The organism is Novosphingobium sp. CECT 9465 (assembly GCF_920987055.1).
Classification (GTDB): Bacteria; Pseudomonadota; Alphaproteobacteria; order Sphingomonadales; family Sphingomonadaceae; genus Novosphingobium.
Window position 1 is genome coordinate 1,789,959 of record NZ_CAKLBX010000001.1, and the last position, 21,448, is coordinate 1,811,406.

Consider the following 21,448-nt stretch of genomic DNA (forward strand, 5'->3'; position numbering starts at 1 on the left):
TTCCGCTTTGGCAGGATTTCAGCGGCCCAGCAATCCGACCCGCATCAGCACGGCAAAGTCAGTCAGCGATCGGCTTGCGCCACCGCTCTGCTCCCGCACAGCAAAGGCGCGCAGCACCGACAGGGGCCGCATCTTGCGCGAGAGACGCGGCACCGAGGCAACTGGCAGGACAGGGTCAATCATTTGCCTGGCAACCAGCCTCACCGCTTCGCCATCTGCGGCATTCACAAGCCGCGCCAACGCCTCGAACGCTGCGATCCGTGCCGTAGCCAGCGCTCCGCCGCCATCCTCGCCTACGACCGCCGCTTCCCAACCATCCACCAGTCCGATCAGCGCGGCGGCCTCCGGCTCCCACACGTGCAACCGCAATAGCAGCGGTTCGCCCTTGGGCCATTTCGCGGCAGGTTCAGTCAACCGGTCGCGCCACCACGCCAGCCGGATCTGGATCATCAACGGTTCGCGGCCGGGCCGTGCGGTATCGGCAAGCCGGTGCTGCAAAAGCAGCAACGCCTCCCACGCCGGTCGCGCCGATTTGTCGGCATAGACCAGCGCCAGGCGCTCGACCGGATCGAGCGTATCAGCAGGGTCTGGCGGGCTGGGTGGCATGCTTGAATGACCTTCGGTTCGGGTGGAGCCTATGGCGCTCCCGGTCCCGCCACGCAACGCGAACTATCCGGCATGTGCTTTTTATGGAATGCCCCGAACCATCAAGCACCAGGGGCACGCACCCATTTTTCCGATGAGTTAACGATAAATCGACCGCCGGAGCACGACGATTCACGGGTATTATATCCATATTAACCATGATCGTTTCCCGTTATCTTACGCGTTATCCCTTAGCGCGGTCCCATGGACCAAGGCTTTCCATCCCGGCACCGGCCCATGCACACCGCAAAGGCGTTTGGCAGGGCAGCCGCGCGCGCGCTCGCCGCGTTGCTGCACGATCGGTCCGGGAACGCCCTGATGATCCTGGCCTTTGCCGTGGTCCCCCTGCTCGCGCTCGTCGGATCGAGCATAGACATGGGTCGCGCCTACCTCGTCCAGTCGCGGCTCCAGCAGGCTTGCGATGCGGGTGTGCTCGGCGCCCGCAAGGAAATGGGCGCGATCGAGAATTTCGATGTCGATCGTGACAGCGCCGCGATCACGACCAAGGGCAATCGCTTCTTCAACGTGAACTTCGCCGACGGTATCTACAATTCGATCGACCGCACGTTCGAAATGGCGGTCGAGGACGACATGTCGATCAGCGGCACCGCCTCCGTCATCGTCCCGACCGACATCATGCAGTTCTTCGGCAAGGACGAAATCACCGTCGATGTCGATTGCCGCGCCGAACTCAGCATCCCCAACACGGATATCATGATGGCGCTTGATGTCACCGGCTCGATGGCGGAAAGCACACCCGACGATTCCTCACCGAAGATCACCGTGCTGAAGGCCGTGGTGAAGCAGTTCTTTGCCACCATGGAGGCGACCAAACAGCCCGAAAGCCGCATCCGCTATGGCTTCGTGCCCTATTCCACCAACGTCAACGTGGGCAGTCTGCTCAAGGACGAATGGGTTGTCGATTCGTGGACTTATCCATCACGAACACTGACCGGCACCGGCACAAGTGGCGGGTTGTACGGATATTACAGCGCTGTCTCGCCGGTTTCAGGCACATATGGCACGACCACCTCGACATTCGCGGCGACCCGCGCACCAGACGGGAGCTATTCGTGCAACCGCCCCGCCAACACGATGACCACCAACACGGTGCTGGTCTCCACCACTACCGAAGCCGTGACCAACCCCAACGGCACACGCACTTACTACACCTACAACCGTACGCGGAACGGCAATGTCTATTCGGCCAGTCTTTCGGGAACCACCTGTACGCTCTCGACCACGGCCTATGTGAATTACATCGACACCTACAAGTACATTACCGAACCCGGCGTGGGCACCGGAACCGCATGGCTGTACAAGGACATCACCAAGGATACCTCAGCCTGGCGCACGGAAACCAACGGCTGCATCGAGGAGCGCTCGACCTACGAGATTGACGACTACGATAACGTCGATCTTACGCGCGCTTACGATCTGGATATCGATCTTGTCCCGGATTCAGCTGATCCTGATACGCAATGGCGGCCAATGTACACGTCGCTGATCTATGAACGGGCAAAGCCGTGGAGCGGCGGCGGCTCGTTCAGCACGGCCGAAGTTACCACCAATCAGGAATATATTTCGCCCTACGTTGCAGGTTTTGCGGCTTGCCCCACAGCGGCGAAGAAGTTGCAGGTCTGGACGCAGGATGATTTCGATACCTACATCGACGGACTGGTCGCTGCGGGCAGCACGTATCACGATATCGGCATGATCTGGGCCGCCCGCCTGTTATCGGGCACCGGAATATTCGCTGCGGAAAATGCCGATACATCGGCCCGCCAGCGTACAAGCCGTCACCTGATCTTCCTGACCGACGGACAGACCTCGTCGCTTGACGTCAGCTACAGTTCCTACGGCGTCGAACCCTTGGCAAAACGCCGATGGAGCGAGACATCGCCGCTGACGCTTACCGAGACCATCGAGAAGCGATTCTCGTTCGTGTGCGATCAGGCCAAGAACAAGACCATGACCGTCTGGTTCGTCGCGTTCGGCACAGATCTCAATCCGATGATGACGCAGTGCGCAGGCGAAGGCCATTACTTCAGGGCCGGAAACGCAACGGAACTGGAAGACGCCTTCCGCAAGATCGCCAAGTCGATCGGTGATCTCAGGCTTTCGCAATGATGCGCGGCAAAGCCCTTTATCCGGTCGGCGGTGATGAAGCAGGCTCTGCGGCAGTCGAATTTGCGCTGATTTCGCCGGCGCTGGTGTTGGTGCTGATGGGCCTGTTCGATATGGGTTACACGCTCTACGCCGGGGTCATGCTGCAAGGTGCGATCCAGCAGGCAGCACGGACCTCCACTGTCGAAGGTGCCGGAACCGCGCTCACGTCGATTGACGATGATGTCGAAAGCCAGATCCGCCGGGTCGTTCCCAATGCCGAAATCGAATTCAAGCGGAAGGCCTATTCGAATTTTTCGGACGTGGCCCTGCCCGAAGATTTTACCGATACCAACGCCAACGGCGTATGCGATGCGAACGAACCGTTCGAAGACGCCAACGGCAGTGGGACCTGGGATCGCGATCGCGGTGCCGATGGCCTTGGCGGCGCACGCGATGCGGTGCTCTATACGGTCAGCATGACATACCGCAGGCCGTTTCCGATGGCCTCCCTGATCGGCCTGTCTGAAAACGTCTCTGCGCAAGCCAGCACCGTGCTGCGCAACCAGCCTTACGATCTTCAGAACAGCCTCGCCAAGCTGGGGAACTGCGAATGAGCCACCCGGTTCCTTTCCTCACCCGGTTGCGCAAAAACGCATCGGGTGTCGCCGCCGTCGAATTCGCGCTCGGCCTGCCGATGATCCTGACATTGGGCTTGTGGGGTGCGGAGTTGGGCAATCTTGCGGTCACGCATATGCGTGTCAGCCAGGTCGCCATGCAGGTTGCCGACAACGGTTCGCGAGTTGGCGATGTATCGATGCTCGAAAACCTCAAGATATATGAGAGCGATATCAACGACCTGCTGGTGGGCGCAAAGGTCCAGGGCGGCGGACTGGATCTGTTCGAAAACGGCCGCGTCGTCATCAGCAGCCTTGAAGTGGTCGATGGCACCGAAGACACCCAGTACATCCACTGGCAGCGTTGCAAGGGCAAGCGCAACTTCCAGTCGCGCTACGGCCCTGCCGGCACTGGCGCCGACGGATCATTGAGCGGGATGGGACCTGCGGGCGACGAGGTTACCGCAAGCAAGGACGAGGCCGTCATCTTCGTCGAGATCGAATATGCCTATCAGCCCATCGTTTCGGCAAAGTTCGTGCCTGCCAGCCCCATTCGCGTAACCGCTGCCTTCAACGTCCGCGACGACCGCGACCTTACCCAGATATACCAGCGCGATGCAGGTGAGCCAGATCCCGTTGCAGACTGTAACGTCTACACCGGATAAAAAGAGGGCGCGCAGTCACCCGCACGCCCTCTCAATTCCGTAGCAGGACGGCTTCAGCGATAGCAGACCTTGCGCACCGCGTCGGCAATGCGGCCAGCATCGATCAGCGCTGCCTTCTCAAGATTGGCGGCATAAGGCAGCGGCACGTCTTCGTTGCAGACGCGCAGGACCGGGGCATCGAGATGATCGAAGCCTTCTTCCATGCAGATCGCCATGATTTCCGAAGCGATGGAACAGACGGGGAAACCCTCTTCCGCCACGACAAGCCGGTTGGTCTTGGCAAGCGAAGCCAGGACGGTATCCTTGTCCAGCGGGCGCAAGGTGCGCAAGTCGACCACCTCGGCATCAATTCCTTCGGCAGCCAGCGTTGCCGCAGCTTCCAGCGCAAGTCCGACGCCGATCGAATAGGATACGATTGTCACGTCCTTGCCTTCACGGACGATCCGCGCCTTGCCGATGGGCAGGACGAAATCATCCATCTGCGGCACATCGAACGTGCGGCCATAAACGAGTTCGTTTTCAAGGAACACGACCGGGTCTTCGCTGCGGATCGCCGCCTTGAGCAAGCCCTTGGCGTCAGCCGCGTCATAAGGCGCGATCACGATCAGGCCGGGCACGTTGGCGTACCACGGTCCGTAATTCTGTGAATGCTGCGCGCCAACGCGACTGGCCGCGCCATTGGGACCGCGGAACACGATCGGGCAACGCATCTGGCCGCCGGACATGTAATTGGTCTTTGCCGCCGAATTGATGATGTGATCGATCGCTTGCATGGCGAAGTTGAACGTCATGAATTCGATCACAGGACGCAGGCCGCCCATCGCGGCGCCCGTACCGATCCCGGCAAAGCCATATTCGGTGATCGGCGTATCGATCACCCGCTGCGGGCCGAACTCGTCGAGCAGGCCCTGGGTCACCTTGTACGCGCCCTGATATTCGGCCACTTCCTCGCCCATCACGAAGATACGGTCGTCGGCGCGCATTTCCTCCGCCATGGCATCGCGCAGCGCTTCGCGCACGGTCGTGCCGACCATGGCCGTGCCTGCCGGCACTTCGGGATCGGCTGCGGCGGCCGGAACCGGGGCGACGGCAGGCTTTGCGGGCGCCGGTGCTTCGGATTCTGCGGCTTTCTGCGCAACGGCTGGGGTCGCCACCGGGGCAGGCGCGGCCTCTTCGCCTTCACCCTGGATCGTGGCGATCACGGTGCCGACCTTCACGCCTTCGGTGCCCTCTGCGATCAGGATTTCGGCAATCGTGCCTTCGTCCACCGCCTCGAATTCCATCGTCGCCTTGTCGGTCTCGATTTCAGCGAGGATGTCGCCGGATTTCACTTCATCACCGGCCTTGACCAGCCACTTGGCAAGGGTGCCCTCCTCCATCGTCGGAGAGAGAGCGGGCATCTTCAGTTCGATCGCCATCTCAGTACTTCCCCACCAGCACATCGGTATAAAGCTCGGCCGCATCCGGCTCTGGTGAGCTTTCCGCGAAATCTGCCGCCTGCGCGACAGTCTGGCGAATGCGCTTGTCGATTTCCTTGATCTTGTCTTCGGTCACGCCACGCTTGATCAGTTCGGCCTTGGCCGCCTCGATCGGATCGTGATTGTCGCGCATGTCCTGCACTTCTTCACGGCTGCGGTACTTCGCCGGGTCCGACATCGAATGCCCGCGATAACGGTAGGTCTTGAGTTCCATCAGCACCGGACCATTGCCCGCGCGGACATATTCCAGCGCCACTTGCGCGGCCTGCCGCACTTCCAGCACGTCCATGCCGTTCACGTCCATGCCCGGAATGCGGAACGCGGTGCCGCGGCGGTAGAAATGCGTTTCAGCCGATCCGCGCTTGACCGCGGTGCCCATGGCATAGCCGTTGTTTTCCACCACGAAGATGATCGGCAGCTTCCACAGCGCCGCCATGTTGAAGGTTTCGTAAACCTGTCCCTGGTTCGATGCGCCATCGCCGAAATAGGCCATGCACACGCCACCATCGCCCCGGTACTTGTGCGCAAAGGCAAGCCCTGCACCCAGCGAGACTTGCGCGCCGACGATGCCGTGACCACCGAAAAATTTGTGTTCGGTGCTGAACATGTGCATCGAACCGCCCTTCCCGCGCGAAATGCCTGCGCCGCGCCCGGTCAGTTCAGCCATGATGACATTGGGATCGATGCCATAGGCCAGCATGTGGCCATGATCGCGATACCCGGTGATCACGCTGTCGTGGCCTTCCTGCAACGCCGATTGCAGGCCCACCGCCACGGCTTCCTGGCCAATGTACAGGTGGCAGAACCCGCCGATCAGACCCAGTCCGTAAAGCTGGCCCGCCTTTTCCTCAAAACGCCGGATCAGGACCATCTGCTCGTAGAACTTCATCAGTTCTTCGTCGGATGCGTCATAGCGCTTGTTGTTCGCATGGGCCTGCTGGAGGCTGTGCAGCGCGAAGGCCGCTTCATCGGCCACGGACGAGGCAATGACGGGTTGACCTGCCACATCTGACGCGGCGGCGGGGTTCACGGCGGGCTTGATGGCTCTGGGCCTGGCGGGCTTTGCCAAGTCTGGGTTTCCTTTTCTGGCACCTCAGGTTCCGTAAGGTCGGAACGCATGCAGATTCCTATACCTGAGACCGGCCCGTTCGCAACGCTGTTCGATCGTCACGAACCTTTTGCGGATACCTATGCCAATTTCGCAAACCGCAACGGTTCGCCTTTCGCAGCCGCAGCATATCAGAACACAAAAAAGCCCGCACATGGCGGGCTTTATGGAACAGGCTGGTGGCGGTTGGTGCACCCGGAACGATTCGAACGTCCGGCCCTCAGATTCGTAGTCTGATGCTCTATCCAGCTGAGCTACGGGTGCCCACCAACATTATGTGGAACGCACTTTCATGCGATCCTTTCCCACATTTTCTCCATCGGGAGAGAATGGTGCACCCGGAACGATTCGAACGTCCGGCCCTCAGATTCGTAGTCTGATGCTCTATCCAGCTGAGCTACGGGTGCTGGGAGACGCGCCTTTAGGCAGGTCTTTTCCCTTTGGCAACCCCTTCAAGCAAGGGAATCAACGCCTGCGCCAGAGGCACGTCGAGTGGAGGCATCGGCAGGGTGCAGAACATGTCTGGAGACACCCATGCAATCTGCGTCCCCGTCTCCAGCGCTGCGGGAACACCTTGCCAGTGACGTGTCGTGTACAACAGCAACAGCAACGATCGCTTGCCCGCGCCTGCCCGGTCACTCGCAAAGGTCAGCGGCACCAGATCGGGCTTGGCGACCGCCACGCCCAGTTCTTCGTCGATTTCCCTTACAAGCGCTTCTTCAGGTGTTTCACCTGCATCCAGCTTCCCGCCCGGAAACTCCCAAAGCCCGCCGTGTGCCTTGTTGGGAGGCCGCTGCTGCACCAGCACCTTTCCTTCGCCCGACACCATCGCAAGCGCGACCACGATCAGCACTGTCGACATTTCTTCCATCACGTGTGGTTCCATCAACCTTTTCTTAGGCACCTGCGCATAGAACCGACCGTGCCGCAATCTTGGGAATGATCGTGAAGAACCTGCTTCTGAAAGTCTTTCGCAGTGAAAGCGGTGCCACTGCCATCGAATATGGCTTGCTGATCGCATGTATCGGCATGGCCACGGTTTTTGGCATGAAGTCGTTCTCAGATTCGATGTACAACATGTACCTCACCGTCAATGAGAATACTGCCCAGAAAGTTGCGGGCAATTAACGGCTTCTTAGGCTTTGATACGTACCTCTACGAATGCTCGCTCCGGGGACAAAATTGGGGCGGGACGGGAATGAAGACACACTCTAGGAGACCGACCATGAAGCTTTTCCGCAACCTGCTCGCCAACAACGAAGGCGCCACTGCAATCGAATACGGCCTGATCGCAGCTCTCGTCGCTGTTGCCGCCATCGGCGCAATGGGTGCCCTGGGTGACTCGCTGGGCAACACCTTCAACGGTGTTTCGGACGAAATGGACAACGCGCTTCCTGAAGCTTAATAGCGCGAGGCGCCCAAAGCGGCGCCGATCCAGACCAGAAAGAAGGGCGTCCCTCACGGGGCGCCCTTTTTCGTTGGCGATCATGGCGTTTGCAAACATTACGTCGTCATTGCGAGGTGGCGAAGCCGACGAAGCAATCCAGAGTCTGCGCTAACCACTCTGGATTGCTTCACCTCGCTGCGCGAGGCTCGCAATGACGAAGCTATGACTTGTATTTGCAAGCGACATAATCGCGTTTTCGTTGGCGACCATGGCATCTGCCAAGCCCTGTGGAATCGCCGATTCCGCCGCACTCAATAGATGACGATCTTGACCTTCTGCCCCGCAGCCAGCTTGCTCGACGCGGTCAGCCCGTTCAGCACAAGAAACCGCTCCAGCGCCTTGTCAGTATAGGCCATCCGCTTCGCCATCGTTTGCACAGTGTCGCCAGCCTTTACAGTCACCACCGACAATTTGCGGGGACGAACGGCGGAAGCCTCGGTTGCGCTGATGCGCCTGATCGATCTGAACATTGTATCGAACTGCGATGCCTGCCCGGCCTGGCTGATCGTGGCGAAATGGAACGCCTGATTTGGCGCCCATTCATAAGCGAACACGACAACGTCCACCTGACCGCTGCCACTTGTTGCGCGCGTTGCACCATAGGCAGCCTTGATACCGTTGACGGTGGTGGTCTGGACGGAATCGGGGCGCATCTGCTGATCGCTCAACCCGGCAAACACGGTGTTCACATAAGCGCTGAGATCGCCGCCATAGGCCGCCGTAGAAAACTCGCCCTTGCCGCTTTGACCAGAGATGGAAACCGCGCGCGTACCATTCACCAGATAAAAGCCATTTGGCGCCTGAAACGCCATGCGGAATGCCGGGTGCGTGAAGTTCGAGCCGTCGACGATGCCCTGCGCCGGATCATCGCCATACGTCAGGCCGTTAACGCCCGCGAGGAAGACATCGCGGTTGGTCTTTCCGGGTTTCGTGCCCGCCCGCGTCAGCGCTGCGCGAACGCGCGATGCCGGATCAGGGTGAGTGCTTGCCCACTCCGGCACCTGATTCGTGGTGCCCTTGATGCTTGCGTCCAGCGCATTCTGGTTCGCGAGGCTTTGCAGGACCGATGACATCGCCCGCGGATCGTATCCGGCCCGTTGGAGATAGGTTATTCCCAGGTTGTCAGCCTCTGTTTCCTGCCCGCGCGAATATTTGAGCGTGAGCAACTGGCTGCCCGTCGAGAAAATCTTCTGCCCGATCTGGCCCAGCGCATTATTGCCAAGGATTGCACCCGAAAGCAGCGTACCCAACGCTCCGATGATCGAATTGCGCGTCGCCGCGCTCTGCCGCTTGGCCGCATGGCGCGCGGCCACATGGCCCACTTCATGGCCCAGAACACCGGCCAGTTCGGCCTCGTTGTTCATCAGCGCCGCCAGTTGGCGCGTCACATAGACGTACCCGCCCGGAATGGCGAAAGCATTGTTTACCGGGGAGTTGAGCAAGGTGACGGTAAAATCGCCCTTGGCATTGCTGAGGCCCGATTGCACCGCGATGGTCTTGCCCACGTTCTGCACATAGGTCGCCTGGGTGCCCGTCATGGCCCCGCCGAATTCCTGCAAAAGCTGCGGATGCGCCTCGGCCCCCTGCTTGCGATCAGCGGCGCTGATTGACTGGATTGCGCCTTGCGCGCTGGCTGGATTGCCATTCTGCCCGGCACAAGCAGGCAGGATTACCGCCGCTGCTGCGGAAACTGTCAGGATTGCAGCGCGTGAACGAAAATTGACGGGCATCGGTCTCTCCCTGTCGGCCAAGCGTTATGGAACGCCTGCGCCCTGATGGACGTCGTAACAACCCGCTTGTCGCAAATAGAGTTCCCCAGCGCCAGAGTCTCGTGACGTCAGGCGCCGATGCGCAGGAACCGCTCCGCGCGCAGCGCCCGCAATTCGTCAGCGGTCCTGCCCGAAAGCGCGTCCAGTTCCTCGCCAATCGCCGCGCCCAATGTGGCACAGGCAAGCGCAGGATCGCGATGCGCCCCCCCCACTGGTTCACGCACGATCCGGTCGATCACGCCCAGCCCCAGCAGGTCCTGCGCCGTTACCTTCATCGCCTCCGCAGCATCTGCCGCCTTTTCGGACGTGCGCCACAGAATCGAAGCGCAACCTTCGGGCGAGATCACCGAATAGATCGCATGTTCCAGCATCAGCACGCGCTCGGCGCTCGCCAGCGCAACCGCGCCGCCCGATCCGCCTTCACCAACGATCGTTGCCACCATCGGCACACCAAGGCCAAGGCAGGCCTCGGTCGAACGGGCGATGGCTTCCGCCTGCCCGCGCTCTTCGGCTTCAACGCCGGGAAACGCGCCGGACGTGTCGACCAGCGTCACCACCGGCAGCCCGAATCGGCTTGCCATTTCCATCAGGCGGATCGCCTTGCGATATCCCTCAGGCTTGCCCATGCCGAAGTTGTGGCGGATGCGGCTTTGCGTATCGTTGCCCTTCTCGTGCCCGATCAGCATCACGCGACGCTCGCCCAGCCTGGCAAAGCCGCCGACGATGGCCTGATCCTCGCCATAAAGGCGATCGCCGCCCAGCGGCAGGAAATCGGTAAAGATTGCCTCGACATAATCCTTGAAGTGCGGGCGCGCAGGGTGACGCGCCACTTGCGTCTTCTGCCACGGCGTCAGCGCCTTGTACGTGCTGGCCAGTAGTTCGGCAGACTTGGCTTCAAGCCGCCGGATCTCGGAACTGATGTCAATATCCCCGCCCTGCGCGGTCTGGCGCAGTTCGGCGATGCGGGCTTCGAGCGCGGCGACCGGCTTTTCGAACTCGAGATAGGAAATCATGCCGCTTCCGCTAAGCGCGCGCGCGGCTCTGGTCAACCGGTAGACGCGTTGCCAAGCGGATGACGCTGATTGACCAGCGCCACAAGGCGGGCCGAATCGACGTGAGTGTAAATCTGCGTCGTGGCGATGTCGGCGTGGCCCAGAAGGGTCTGGAGGACGCGAAGATCGGCTCCGCCCTCCAGCAAATGCGTGGCAAATGCATGGCGCAACACGTGCGGGCTGACGGTTTCCGGGTCAAGCCCCGCCCGCCCCGCCAGATCGCGCAGAAGCTGAAACAGCCGTACCCGCGACAAGTGTCCGCCTTTGGGGCTGGGAAAAACGAAGCGCCCCCCCTTCCCCCGGATCGCCAGCCATTCGGACAGCGCCCGCACTGCCCGCGCGGAAACCGGCACCATCCGCTGCACCCCGCCTTTTCCGGTGATCGTCAGGAAAGGCGCATCGCGCGGAACGGCGGCTATCGGCAATGAAACAAGCTCTGTCGCGCGCAAGCCCGATCCGTAGAGCAGCTCCAGCAACGCCAGCAGCCGCAAGCCCTCAGGCGTCCCGGCGCAGGCATCTGCTTCTGCCGTTGCAAACAAGGCAGAAATCGCGGCATGATCGAGCAACCGGGGCAAGGGCCGACGCGTCCGCGGGCGGGGAAGCGCCGAGGACGGATCGTCCTCGCGCAGACCCTCATCCACCAGAAACCCGTAGAACTGTCGCAGCGCCGATGCCTTGCGCGCCAGTGATGACGGGGCAAGATCGGCCCATGCGGCCGCCAGCCCGGCAATATCATCGCGGCCTGCACCTGCCAGCTCGCCAACAGTCTGTGCGGCCTGCGCCAGATCGCGGCGATAGGCCGCGAGCGTATTGGCCGCCGCCCCGCGCTGCGCCGCCAGCATCGCCAGAAAACTCTCGACCTCCGGTTCGGCTGGGGCCTTTGTCACCGTCAGACGCGCGAGACTGCTTCGGCTGCGATCATCCGCGCCTCGCCATCCAGCCCCACGCGATGCAGCGCAGAAACGATGTGATAGAGATGCAGCGGCGTCATCCGGTCCCAGCGTTCCCCTTGCATGCCGAATGCAGCCAGTAGCGAAACCAGCGCCGGATTGTTCGATGCCGCCGCCGCGTCGATGGCGCGGGTCCAGCGGGTCTGGCGGGTCAGATCGACGCTCAGCTTTTCGGCAAAGCCGCGCGCGGCTCCGGCATCGACCCGCTCAAGCCCCATCAGGCCCGCCAGCAGGAACTGCGACCGCAGAGCGCCTTCCGAATCGTCCTCGTCTGCAAAGGTATTGAGGCCTTCATTGCCGACCTGTGTTGCCCGGCCAGGATTGGCGATGACCGCCAGTCCCCATCCTTCGCTGCCAACAGGCAGAAACGGCGCCCATTTCAAGGCATTGCGATCCAGTCCCGCGGTCAACATCGATGCCACCAGCGATGCCGCGCTGTCTGACAACGCTTCGCTGGGTACAAGCCGCGCTGCCGCATGGGATGTCAGCACCAGCCCCGAATAGGCCCGGTCGGGATCGCTGCCATCGCCCCACAGGCTGCGGATCGCCTCCATGCGGTCGCTTGCGGCCTTGGCAACATACGCGCTGCGCAGCGTCTCTGATCGCTTGGTCCATTCGTCTGTGTCACCGCTTGCCGCATTGGCATCGCGCAGCGCATACAACTGGCTGTAGAGGTCGATCATCGCCTGCGCCGACAGAATCCCGCGCGCGGCTGCCACGTCGGCTGCCGCTGCGCGCGAAGCCAGCGGCAGCATCGGCGCGCGAACCGCTGTCAAAGCATAGGCTGCGCCTGCATTCCTGCGCAGCGCTTCAGGCGGTTCGAGACCTGTCGCGAACGACATGCCGATGCTCCACGGCGTCAGGTTTTCAATGCCGTCCCATTCGATTTTCACCGCCCGCCGCGCGTTCAGCGCCGCACCGGCGAATTTCTGCGCCAGCAGAATGTCGGTCTTGTTTGCCGTCCCCCGGCGCAGGGCGCGATCGAGCTGCGCCATGCCCGACGATCCCTCGTCCGCAAAGGCAGAACATATCGCCCGCGTAAGGTCCCATTCCCAGCCCGGACGCCCCGATGCGGTCAACGCCGTAATCGGACACAGACCAACCGGATCGGACGTAGCGAGAAAGCTCGCCATTGCCGCGTCTTCCAGATCGCGCGTGAAATTGCCGCTGTCCACCGACTGCACCAGCGCCCGCGCTGCATCGGCCTCGCCCATGCGCAGCAGCAGTTGCGCGCGGATCGCGGCCCAGTCTGCACCGTTCATCCCCACCGGCGTCGCAAGCCGGCTTGCCAGAGCGCGCCGCGCAAGGATGTGCCCCCAGCGCGAAACAAAGCGCCCGCGCGTACCGGCTATCACACCTTTGACGAAAGGCCCGTTCAGGTAATGCGTGGACGCCGCCGGAAATCCGCCTTCGCGCTGGTCGATCACGCCCACGATATCAAGGCTGCGCTGCCCCGATGGCGGAATGTCGAACTTCGGCTTGGCAGATTCGATGAGCTTTTCCAGCAATGCCGGATCGATCGAATTGAGCAGAGCCTGGTCTCCGCCGCCCGATACCCTTCCATTCGGCACGGACCCTGCGGAAGGAACCGGCTGCACCACCGGCGTCGAAGTGGGCGTGATCGTACCGGCCGGAGTAGCTGCGGTGGCACTCGCCGAAGGTCGTGGCGCAGGTGTCGTCGCCCGCGCCGGAGCAGAAGATCGCTGGGGAGCCGGGCGCGCAGGTGCTGGCGCATTGTCGAACCCCGGCGGCAGCAGCGATTCCTGCGCAACCAGCGTCCCGGAAATCGCCGCAAGCGCCGCAACGCCGCCAAACCAGAGCGCGCGCCGGGTCATTGTGCCGTCGCTCCGGCGCTTACCGGCTGTTCGATCCATCGCATCGGCTGCGCCCCACCCTTGATCCAAGCCATCACCACGATAGCAGCCAGCACCACTGCGCCAACCGCTGCAATCATCTTCTTCACGCGCATTACGCTCCCGGCAGGCGCAAACGCCAGCAAAGTGTTCCTGCAGGCGATACTTGCAACGGGCACTAGCGCAAGTATAGGCGACCCGGCAATGGAACTTGGCGCAGCCCCCCTCAGCTCGTCCGAAATCGCCCGCATCGCGCGGCGGATCGACCGGCCGTTGGTGCTTGTCGGGATGATGGGCGTTGGCAAGACCACCATCGGGCGCAAGCTCGCATCGATGCTCCACCTGCCATTTGTCGATGCCGACGAAGAGATCGAGCGCGCGGCACATATGCCGATCCCTGAAATCTTTGCAACCTATGGCGAATCCTACTTCCGCGATGGCGAACGGCGCGTAATCGCGCGGCTTGTCGGCACCGGTCGTTATGTCGATCGCAAAGTGCTGTCGACCGGAGGGGGTGCCTTTGTCGATGCCGCGACCCGCGCCCTCGTGCTGGACAAGGCCATCGCCGTCTGGCTCGACAGCGATGTGGAAACCCTTGTCGAACGCGTTGCCCGCAAGGCAAACCGGCCCTTGCTGAAGAACGGCGATCCACGCGCAATCATCAGTCGCCTGAAGGATGAGCGTGAACAATTCTATTCACAGGCGCCCATTCACGTCATCAGCACAACGCACCCGCACCAGGTAACCGCTTCGCGCATTCTCAGGGCAATCGACCAATGGCTGTAATCCCCGTCGCCATCGCAGGCGCACCCTATGAAGTGCGGATACAAGCTGGCGTTCTGGCCCGCGCTGGCGAACATTGCCGACCTTTCCTGCGCAAGGATCGCGTGTCCGTGATCACCGATGAAAATGTCGCGGGTCAGTGGCGTCAAACCGTTGCCGCTTCGTTCGATGCTGCCGGTATCCGCAGCGAATGGCTGGTCCTGCCCGCGGGGGAAAGCACAAAAAGCTGGGAACACCTTGCGCGCACGGTCGACTGGCTGCTGGAACAGGAGGTCGAGCGCAAGGACCGGATCGTCGCGCTTGGCGGCGGCGTGATCGGCGACCTGACCGGCTTTGCCGCGTCCATCGTCAAGCGGGGCTGCGGCTTCATCCAGATCCCCACCACGCTGCTGGCGCAAGTTGATTCCAGCGTTGGTGGCAAGACCGCGATCAACACGCCCGCGGGCAAGAACCTCGTCGGCGCGTTCCATCAGCCCGCGCTGGTGCTTGCCGATCCGCTGGCTCTCGATACGCTGCCCTTGCGCGATGTTCGCGCGGGCTATGCCGAAGTGGTCAAGTACGGCTTGATCGACGATCCGGCGTTCTTCCAATGGTGCGAGGCCCATGGCGCGAGTGTGCTGGCGGGCGATCATGCCGCGCGCGAATACGCCATCGCGCACAGCGTTGCGGCCAAGGCGCGGATCGTGGCGGCGGACGAAAAGGAAACCGCAGGCGTTCGCGCCCTGCTCAACCTCGGCCATACGTTCGGTCATGCGCTTGAAGCCGAAACCGGCTTTTCCGACCGCCTTCTCCATGGCGAAGGCGTTGCGCTCGGCATGGTACTTGCCGCCCGTTTTTCAGCACGGCAGGGAATGATGAGCGGCGAGGATGCCCAGCGCGTCGTCGCCCATATCGGCGCGGTGGGCTTGCCTGCATCGCTTCTGGCCCTTGGCCTCACATGCAACGGTCGGCAGCTTGCCGATCACATGCTGCATGACAAGAAAATGGACGCAGGCACCCTGCCGTTCCTGCTGATGCGCGGGATCGGCCAGACGTTCCTTGCAAACGATGTCGATCTTGCCGATGTCGCGGCGTTCCTTGACGAGGAACTTACCCCCCCTTAAGCGCGGTAAGGACCGGCCTACTTTCCGGCGAACAGCGGTTTGCGCTTTTCCAGGAATGCGGCAGTGCCCTCATGCGCATCGGCGCTGTCGCCTGCGCGCTTCTGGCCCTCGGCTTCGGTCTGCAACGCGCTGGCATAGTCCGCCATGAGCGCCGCGTTCAGGTTCTGCCGCATGATCCCCAGCGCCACCGTCGGCCCGGCAGCCAGCCTGGAGGCCAGCGCCAGCGCCGCGTCCTGCAATTCGTCATCGTCCACGGCTTTGTAGATCAGGCCCCAATCCTCGGCCATTTCCGCACCGATCTTTTCGCCCAGCATCATCATGCGGGTGGCCCGCGCCTTGCCGATCATGCGGGGCAAAGTCCACGATGCGCCGCCATCGGGAACCAGCCCGATGTTGACGAACGCCTGCAGGAAATAGGCGCCACGCGCCGCCAGTACGAAATCTGCTGCCAGTGCTATCGAACAGCCGATCCCGGCAGCCGCGCCATTCACCGCGCAAATCAACGGCACATCAAGCCGGGCCAGCGCCAGCATCATGGGATTATACGCTTGTGCAAGGGCGTCATGGGCACCCTGACCGCCGGCGATGGAACTGCTGCCCTCCGCCGCAAGATCGGCCCCGGAACAGAAAGCACGGCCCGCTCCCGTAATCAGCACCGCACGCGCACCATCAAGCGAGGCCACGGCACCGGCAATCTCCAAGGCCATCGATGGCGGGCAGGCATTCAGGCGATCGGGGCGATTCAGCGTGATTTTCAGGACATCGCCGATCCGCTCTGCGAGAATGGTCTTGTATTCCATCGTGAACACCCTTGTCAGCCTTGGCACTTGGCCGCACCTACCCGCTCGTCAGACCAATTGCCATCATGTGCCGTGCTTCTGGGCAAATGCGGCCGCTGCGCCAAACAGGCCCGGCTGGGGATGCGTGATCAGCTTCACCGGGATTGCCGCCATCAGTCCCTCGAACCGGCCCTTGGCCCGAAAGCGGTCAGCAAAGCCGGACTGGATCAGCACATCCTTGATCCGCAAACCAAGCCCCCCAGCCATGACCACCCCGGTCGCGCCATGCGCCAGCGCCAGATCACCGGCAACACTGCCCAGCGAAAGGCAGAAGCGGTCAACCGCCGCCGCTGCCAGGCTGTCCTTGCCCGCTGTGCCCAGTTCCCACAATTCGCGGTCGGAATGCGGCGTGAACGGCCCGCCGTGCAAAAGCGCCAGCGCCTCATAAATATCAACTATTCCCGGCCCTGCCACCACGCGTTCCACCGAAACGCGGCGATGACGCTTGCGCAGGCCCGCAAGTATCGCGTCCTCGATGGAATCGAGCGGCGCGAAATCGATGTGCCCGCCTTCGGTTGGCTGAACACGATACTGCGCGCCATCGCGCCACAATTGCGCAACACCAAGGCCGGTGCCGGGTCCCACCACGCTGATCACGCCCTGCCTTGGCAATGCCACGTCAGGGCCACTCAGATGGACGAAATGCGTACTGTCGGCTTGCGCCACGGCATGCGCCACAGCGGCGAAATCATTGACCACCACATAGGCATCAGCACCCAGTTTTTCAGGGATCAACGCAGGACGGATGATCCAGGGATTGTTGGTGAAGCGGATGATTTCCCCGCCAACTGGCCCCGCCACCGCGATGGCCGCAGCCCTGGGCAGACCACCGCCCGCGATCCGGCCGAACTCTTCCCAGGCAAGCTGAAACGATCCATGCTCGGCGGTCTTGAGCGTAACCGCATCCCCCAGCGACACGACCCGGCCATCGGCCACTTCGGCCACCGCAAAACGCGCGTGGGTTCCGCCAATGTCGACGGCAACAACCTTCATCCTGTCCCCCAACGGCGGATGCCCGCCATTCCAGTCAACGTCCGGTCCAGTCAAAGTCCGGCGGCTGCCAGCATGGCCGAACCACCGCGCTCGGCAGGGTCCGAATGGCGCCGCATCAGCGCGAACAGTTCGCGGCCCACGCCCTCGGCATTGCCCGAAGCAACAGCCTGCTCCCGCGCGTTCCATTCTGCAGCAGACACCAGTGCTTCCAGCATGCCGCTGTCGGCGCAAACGCGCACCACATCGCCATCGCGCAGCTTTGCCAGCGGCCCGCCGTGATAGGCCTCAGGCGAGACGTGGATCGCCGCCGGAACCTTGCCGGAAGCGCCCGACATGCGTCCATCGGTCACCAGCGCCACCTTGAACCCGCGATCCTGGAGCACGCCCAGCGGCGGCGTCAGCTTGTGCAGTTCGGGCATGCCATTCGCGCCGGGTCCCTGAAACCGGACGACCACAACCACATCACGCTCCAGTTCGCCCGCCTTGAACGCGGCGAGTACGTCGTTCTGTTCGTGGAACACCCGGCACGGTGCCTCGATGGTCCAGCGGGAAGGATCGACCGCGCTTACCTTGATCGTTCCGCGCCCCAGATTGCCCTTGAGCAGGCGGAAACCACCCTCTGCCTGAAATGGCGCTTCCACCGGGCGCAGCATCTTGTCATCGCCCGAAGTGGCCGGAGCTGGGTTCCAGCGTAGCGCATCACCGTCCATCACCGGCTCCTGCGCGCCTTCGGCCAGCGATGCGCCATAGACCGTGCGGATATCGGCATGGGCGAGGCCCGAACCGATCAATTCGCGGATCACGTAAGGCATACCCCCGGCAGCGGCAAAGGCATTCACATCGCCCGCTCCGTTGGGATAGACATTGGCGATCAGCGGCACCACGCGGCTCAATTCATCCATGTCGTCCCAGTCGATCTGGATGCCCGCCGCCCGTGCGATGGCAGGCAGATGAATGACATGGTTGGTCGATCCGCCCGTCGCCAGCAGCCCGACGATGGCGTTGACGATGGCCTTTTCATCCACGCATACGCCCAGCGGGCGATAATCGTCACCGTCCCAACCGATCTGCGCCACGCGATGCACGGCGGCGCGGGTCAATTCCTGGCGCAGCTTCAGGCCGGGCTGGACGAAGCTTGATCCGGGCATATGCAGCCCCATCATCTCCATCATCATCTGGTTGGAATTCGCCGTGCCGTAGAACGTGCAGGTGCCTGCGGTATGATAACTGGCGCTCTCGCTTTCCAGCAGTTCGTCGCGCCCCACCTTGCCCTCGGCGTAAAGCTGGCGGACGCGCACCTTTTCCTTGTTGGCAAGCCCGCTCGGCATCGGTCCTGCGGGCACGAGGATTGTCGGCAGGTGACCGAAGCGCAGCGATCCGATCAGCAGGCCGGGCACGATCTTGTCGCAAATGCCCAGCAACAGCGCGCCTTCGAACATCGCATGGCTTAATCCCACCACTGCTGCCATGGCGATCACATCGCGGCTGAACAGCGATAGCTCCATCGAATCCTGCCCTTGCGTCACGCCATCGCACATGGCCGGAACCCCGCCCGCCACTTGTGCCGTCGCCCCCACTTCGCGCGCAAAAAGCTTGATCTGTTCAGGATAGCGGCCATAGGGCTGATGCGCCGAAAGCATGTCGTTATAAGCGGTGACGATGCCGATGTTCATCGTCTTGCCCGATTTGATCAGGGCCTTGTCATCACCCGCCGCAGCAAAGCCATGCGCCAGATTTCCGCATGAAAGCTGTGGCCGGTTCAGCCCGCTGTTTCGCGCCCGTTCGATCAAATCAAGATAGGCCGCGCGCGATCCGCGCGAGCGTTCGATGATCCGTTGCGTAACGCGCTCGACAGTGGGGTTCATGGCCATCATTCGCTCCAGTAAATCGTGACCGGCGGGCCGCACCCGCGCAGGAAATCCGCCACGGGATAACTATCGTCCCCCGCCAGTACGCGTTCGATCAGCGCCTTTTTCGATGCCCCTGTCACAACAAGGATAATCGCCTTTGCGGCTTTCAGCGCGGGAACGGTCAACGTCAGCCTGTCGAACGGCGCTTCGGGCGGCAAGGGGATCGGCGTTGTGGCCATCACCGTGGGGCCGGGACGGACGTGGGCCGCCATTTCGGGAAACAGCGAGGCGACATGCCCGTCCTCGCCCATGCCCAGCCACACCAGATCGAACGGTGCAACCTCAGCGCCTTCCACAAGCCGTTCGAATGCGGCGCCTGAACTGCCCAGCGCGGCGAAAATCTTGCCGAAATTGCTGGCGGGATGATCGTCAGGAACGCAGCGATCATCGGTCAGCGCAATCGTCACGCTGCCCCAGTCGAGCGGCCGGTCCTTCAATAGCGCCAGGACCTTGATCGGCGTCGATCCACCGGTAAACGCGATTCGTTTGTGGCCGGGTGCCGATACGGCCTGTGCGATCCGCTCGGCCACCGCCGCCGCATCGCCCGGCTCGGCCCAGGTCACCGTCACAGGCGCAAGGTCAGTCATTCCAGCTTCGTCCGTCGCGTTCTGTCAGTGCAATCGCGGCGTTCGGGCCCCAGCTTCCGGCGACATAGGGTTTGGCCTCCATGTCCGTTTCGGCCCAGACCTTGCGGATGCCGTCCACCCAGCGCCACTGCGCTTCAACTTCATCGCGGCGCACGAACAGGGTCTGTTCGCCCTCGATCAGATCGAGCAGCAGGCGTTCATAGGCGATGCGTCGCCGCGCCTTGGCAAACGCGGTGGTCAGCGACAGGTCGAGATTGACCTCGCGCAAGGTGATGCCGCCTCGGTCCAGCCCCGGCTCCTTGGCCATGACCTGCAACCGCACATATTCTTCCGGCTGCAAGCGGATGACCAGCCGGTTGGCGCGCAGCCGCCCGCCGCGTTCCGCAAAGACATTGTGCGGCACCGGCTTGAACTCGACCACGATTTCGCTGCGCCGTTCGCTCAGCCGCTTGCCGGTGCGCAAATAGAACGGCACCCCGGTCCAGCGCCAGTTGTCTACATGGGCCTTGATCGAAACGAAGGTTTCGGTTTCCGACTGTTCGCCAAGGTCTTCCTGATACCCGTTGACCGAAGCACCCCTGACCGCGCCCGACCGATACTGTCCGCGCACCATTTCCTCGGCCTTCACCGGACGCAGGGCGCGCAGCACTTTTACCTTTTCGTCGCGGATCGATGTGGCATCCAGATTGGCGGGTGGTTCCATCGCGGTCAGTGCCAGCAATTGCAGCATGTGATTTTGCACCATGTCGCGCAGCGCGCCGGTATCGTCGTAAAACCCCTTGCGCCCTTCAAGACCGACCGTTTCACTGACCGTGATCTGCACATGATCGATCCCGCCTGAATTCCACAACGGTTCGAACATCATGTTGGCAAAGCGCAGCGCCATAAGGTTCTGGACCGTTTCCTTGCCAAGGTAATGGTCGATGCGGAAGATCTGTTCCTCGGCAAAGGCGGCGGCCACCGCATCGTTGATCCGCGTGGATGATGCCAGATCGTTGCCCAGCGGCTTTTCAAGCCCGATCCGCACGTTGCCATGGGCAAGGCCCGAACGGCGCAAGCCCTCGATCGTCGGCTCGAACAGAAAGGGCGCGGTCGAAAGAAAGATCGAAAGCCCGCACGACGTATCGCCCAGCTTGGCGGCAAGACCGCCAAACCCGTCAACATCCGAAGCATCGAGCGTCTGGTATTCAAGCCGATCGAGGAAAGACGCCAGCTTGGCCTCGTCGCGCCGGTCATCGGGCAGGAACTCCGCCAGCGCCTCACGTGCAAATTCGCGAAATTCCGCATCGTCATGTTCCGAACGCGCGGTGCCCACTATGCGCAAGTCGGGGCGGATCAGTTCATCTTCGTGCAGCGCGTAAAGCGAAGGCAGCAGCATCCGGCGCGAAAGATCGCCGGTTGCACCGAACAATAGCAGCGCGGAACAGCTTGTCTGTATCATCGGCGCAATTCTCCCATGGCGTTGCAGGCCGTAGTACCGGGGCATCCGCCGCACTGCGACACTGCCCTAGCCCCATAAACATCCCGGTTCAGCACGCATAAG

Annotated in this window: 21 protein-coding genes and 2 tRNA genes; 7 read left to right on the plus strand and 16 right to left on the minus strand. The window is 62.2% G+C overall.

Annotated elements, in window-relative coordinates:
• Positions 1–18: 18 nt before the first annotated feature.
• Positions 19–606, minus strand: coding sequence for a hypothetical protein (locus LUA85_RS08725; RefSeq protein ID WP_231468820.1), 588 nt, complete (start codon positions 604–606; stop codon positions 19–21).
• A 276-nt stretch (positions 607–882) separates the two neighbouring features.
• Between LUA85_RS08725 and LUA85_RS08730 the strand changes: the two genes are divergently transcribed.
• The 3 genes from LUA85_RS08730 to LUA85_RS08740 are packed head-to-tail and all read left to right on the plus strand — an operon-like array spanning position 883 to position 4,033.
• Positions 883–2,775 carry a Tad domain-containing protein gene (locus LUA85_RS08730; protein WP_231468822.1) on the plus strand — a complete coding sequence of 631 codons (1,893 nt, stop codon included), beginning with the start codon at positions 883–885 and terminating at the stop codon, positions 2,773–2,775.
• Entirely contained in the window at positions 2,772–3,368 is a 597-nt protein-coding gene (locus LUA85_RS08735; RefSeq protein WP_231468824.1) for a TadE/TadG family type IV pilus assembly protein, read from the plus strand. The genes LUA85_RS08730 and LUA85_RS08735 overlap by 4 nt, the downstream gene beginning before the upstream one ends.
• Positions 3,365–4,033, plus strand: a complete 669-nt coding sequence (locus LUA85_RS08740) for a TadE/TadG family type IV pilus assembly protein (protein ID WP_231468825.1) — start codon at positions 3,365–3,367, stop codon at positions 4,031–4,033. The genes LUA85_RS08735 and LUA85_RS08740 overlap by 4 nt, the downstream gene beginning before the upstream one ends.
• Positions 4,034–4,086: 53 nt before the next feature.
• On the opposite strand, the gene LUA85_RS08745 is transcribed toward LUA85_RS08740, so the two are convergent.
• From LUA85_RS08745 to LUA85_RS08765, 5 genes are all read right to left on the minus strand, one after another.
• On the minus strand, positions 4,087–5,451 hold the full coding sequence (locus LUA85_RS08745) for a pyruvate dehydrogenase complex E1 component subunit beta (RefSeq protein ID WP_231468827.1): 1,365 nt from the start codon (positions 5,449–5,451) through the stop codon (positions 4,087–4,089).
• Position 5,452: 1 nt separating this feature from the next.
• Complete coding sequence (gene pdhA, locus LUA85_RS08750) at positions 5,453–6,580, minus strand: pyruvate dehydrogenase (acetyl-transferring) E1 component subunit alpha (protein ID WP_371823662.1); 1,128 nt, start codon at positions 6,578–6,580, stop codon at positions 5,453–5,455.
• Between the two features lie 226 nt (positions 6,581–6,806).
• Positions 6,807–6,883, minus strand: a tRNA-Arg gene (locus tag LUA85_RS08755).
• 66 nt (positions 6,884–6,949) lie between these two features.
• Positions 6,950–7,026 (minus strand) — tRNA-Arg (locus LUA85_RS08760).
• Between the two features lie 14 nt (positions 7,027–7,040).
• Positions 7,041–7,505, minus strand: coding sequence for a (deoxy)nucleoside triphosphate pyrophosphohydrolase (locus LUA85_RS08765; RefSeq protein WP_231468829.1), 465 nt, complete (start codon positions 7,503–7,505; stop codon positions 7,041–7,043).
• A gap of 59 nt (positions 7,506–7,564) precedes the next feature.
• On the opposite strand from LUA85_RS08765, the gene LUA85_RS08770 reads away from it, so the two are divergent.
• Together LUA85_RS08770 and LUA85_RS08775 are read left to right on the plus strand one after the other, a co-directional pair.
• Positions 7,565–7,747, plus strand: a complete 183-nt coding sequence (locus tag LUA85_RS08770; RefSeq protein WP_231468831.1) for a Flp family type IVb pilin — start codon at positions 7,565–7,567, stop codon at positions 7,745–7,747.
• 97 nt (positions 7,748–7,844) lie between these two features.
• A complete protein-coding gene (locus LUA85_RS08775; RefSeq protein WP_231468833.1) occupies positions 7,845–8,024 on the plus strand; it encodes a Flp family type IVb pilin in 180 nt (59 codons plus the stop codon).
• Between the two features lie 293 nt (positions 8,025–8,317).
• Here LUA85_RS08775 and LUA85_RS08780 read toward each other — a convergent pair whose 3' ends face one another.
• The 5 genes from LUA85_RS08780 to LUA85_RS21595 form a co-directional block, all read right to left on the minus strand.
• Entirely contained in the window at positions 8,318–9,796 is a 1,479-nt protein-coding gene (locus tag LUA85_RS08780; RefSeq protein ID WP_231468835.1) for a M48 family metalloprotease, read from the minus strand.
• A gap of 107 nt (positions 9,797–9,903) precedes the next feature.
• On the minus strand, positions 9,904–10,848 hold the full coding sequence (locus tag LUA85_RS08785; RefSeq protein ID WP_231468837.1) for an acetyl-CoA carboxylase carboxyltransferase subunit alpha: 945 nt from the start codon (positions 10,846–10,848) through the stop codon (positions 9,904–9,906).
• Between the two features lie 32 nt (positions 10,849–10,880).
• The gene (locus LUA85_RS08790; protein ID WP_256448238.1) at positions 10,881–11,774 is read right to left on the minus strand and encodes a tyrosine recombinase; all 894 of its coding nucleotides are present in this window, start codon (positions 11,772–11,774) and stop codon (positions 10,881–10,883) included.
• A 2-nt stretch (positions 11,775–11,776) separates the two neighbouring features.
• Positions 11,777–13,672, minus strand: coding sequence for a hypothetical protein (locus LUA85_RS08795; protein ID WP_231468839.1), 1,896 nt, complete (start codon positions 13,670–13,672; stop codon positions 11,777–11,779).
• On the minus strand, positions 13,669–13,800 hold the full coding sequence (locus tag LUA85_RS21595; RefSeq protein WP_256448239.1) for a hypothetical protein: 132 nt from the start codon (positions 13,798–13,800) through the stop codon (positions 13,669–13,671). The genes LUA85_RS08795 and LUA85_RS21595 overlap by 4 nt, the downstream gene beginning before the upstream one ends.
• Before the next feature lie 94 nt (positions 13,801–13,894).
• On the opposite strand from LUA85_RS21595, the gene LUA85_RS08800 reads away from it, so the two are divergent.
• Positions 13,895–14,476 carry a shikimate kinase gene (locus LUA85_RS08800; protein ID WP_231468841.1) on the plus strand — a complete coding sequence of 194 codons (582 nt, stop codon included), beginning with the start codon at positions 13,895–13,897 and terminating at the stop codon, positions 14,474–14,476.
• A complete protein-coding gene (aroB, locus tag LUA85_RS08805; RefSeq protein ID WP_231468843.1) occupies positions 14,467–15,576 on the plus strand; it encodes a 3-dehydroquinate synthase in 1,110 nt (369 codons plus the stop codon). Before LUA85_RS08800 ends, aroB begins: the two co-directional genes overlap by 10 nt.
• 17 nt (positions 15,577–15,593) lie before the next feature.
• On the opposite strand, the gene LUA85_RS08810 is transcribed toward aroB, so the two are convergent.
• From LUA85_RS08810 to zwf, 5 genes are all read right to left on the minus strand, one after another.
• On the minus strand, positions 15,594–16,376 hold the full coding sequence (locus tag LUA85_RS08810; RefSeq protein ID WP_231468845.1) for an enoyl-CoA hydratase-related protein: 783 nt from the start codon (positions 16,374–16,376) through the stop codon (positions 15,594–15,596).
• A gap of 63 nt (positions 16,377–16,439) precedes the next feature.
• Positions 16,440–17,408 (minus strand): glucokinase, encoded by a 969-nt coding sequence (locus tag LUA85_RS08815; RefSeq protein ID WP_231468847.1) that lies wholly within the window; start codon positions 17,406–17,408, stop codon positions 16,440–16,442.
• A gap of 50 nt (positions 17,409–17,458) precedes the next feature.
• Positions 17,459–19,282 carry a phosphogluconate dehydratase gene (gene edd / locus LUA85_RS08820; RefSeq protein ID WP_231468849.1) on the minus strand — a complete coding sequence of 608 codons (1,824 nt, stop codon included), beginning with the start codon at positions 19,280–19,282 and terminating at the stop codon, positions 17,459–17,461.
• Complete coding sequence (locus LUA85_RS08825; RefSeq protein ID WP_231468851.1) at positions 19,279–19,905, minus strand: 6-phosphogluconolactonase; 627 nt, start codon at positions 19,903–19,905, stop codon at positions 19,279–19,281. The genes edd and LUA85_RS08825 overlap by 4 nt, the downstream gene beginning before the upstream one ends.
• Positions 19,898–21,346, minus strand: coding sequence for a glucose-6-phosphate dehydrogenase (zwf, locus tag LUA85_RS08830; protein ID WP_231468854.1), 1,449 nt, complete (start codon positions 21,344–21,346; stop codon positions 19,898–19,900). The genes LUA85_RS08825 and zwf overlap by 8 nt, the downstream gene beginning before the upstream one ends.
• Positions 21,347–21,448: the final 102 nt, after the last annotated feature.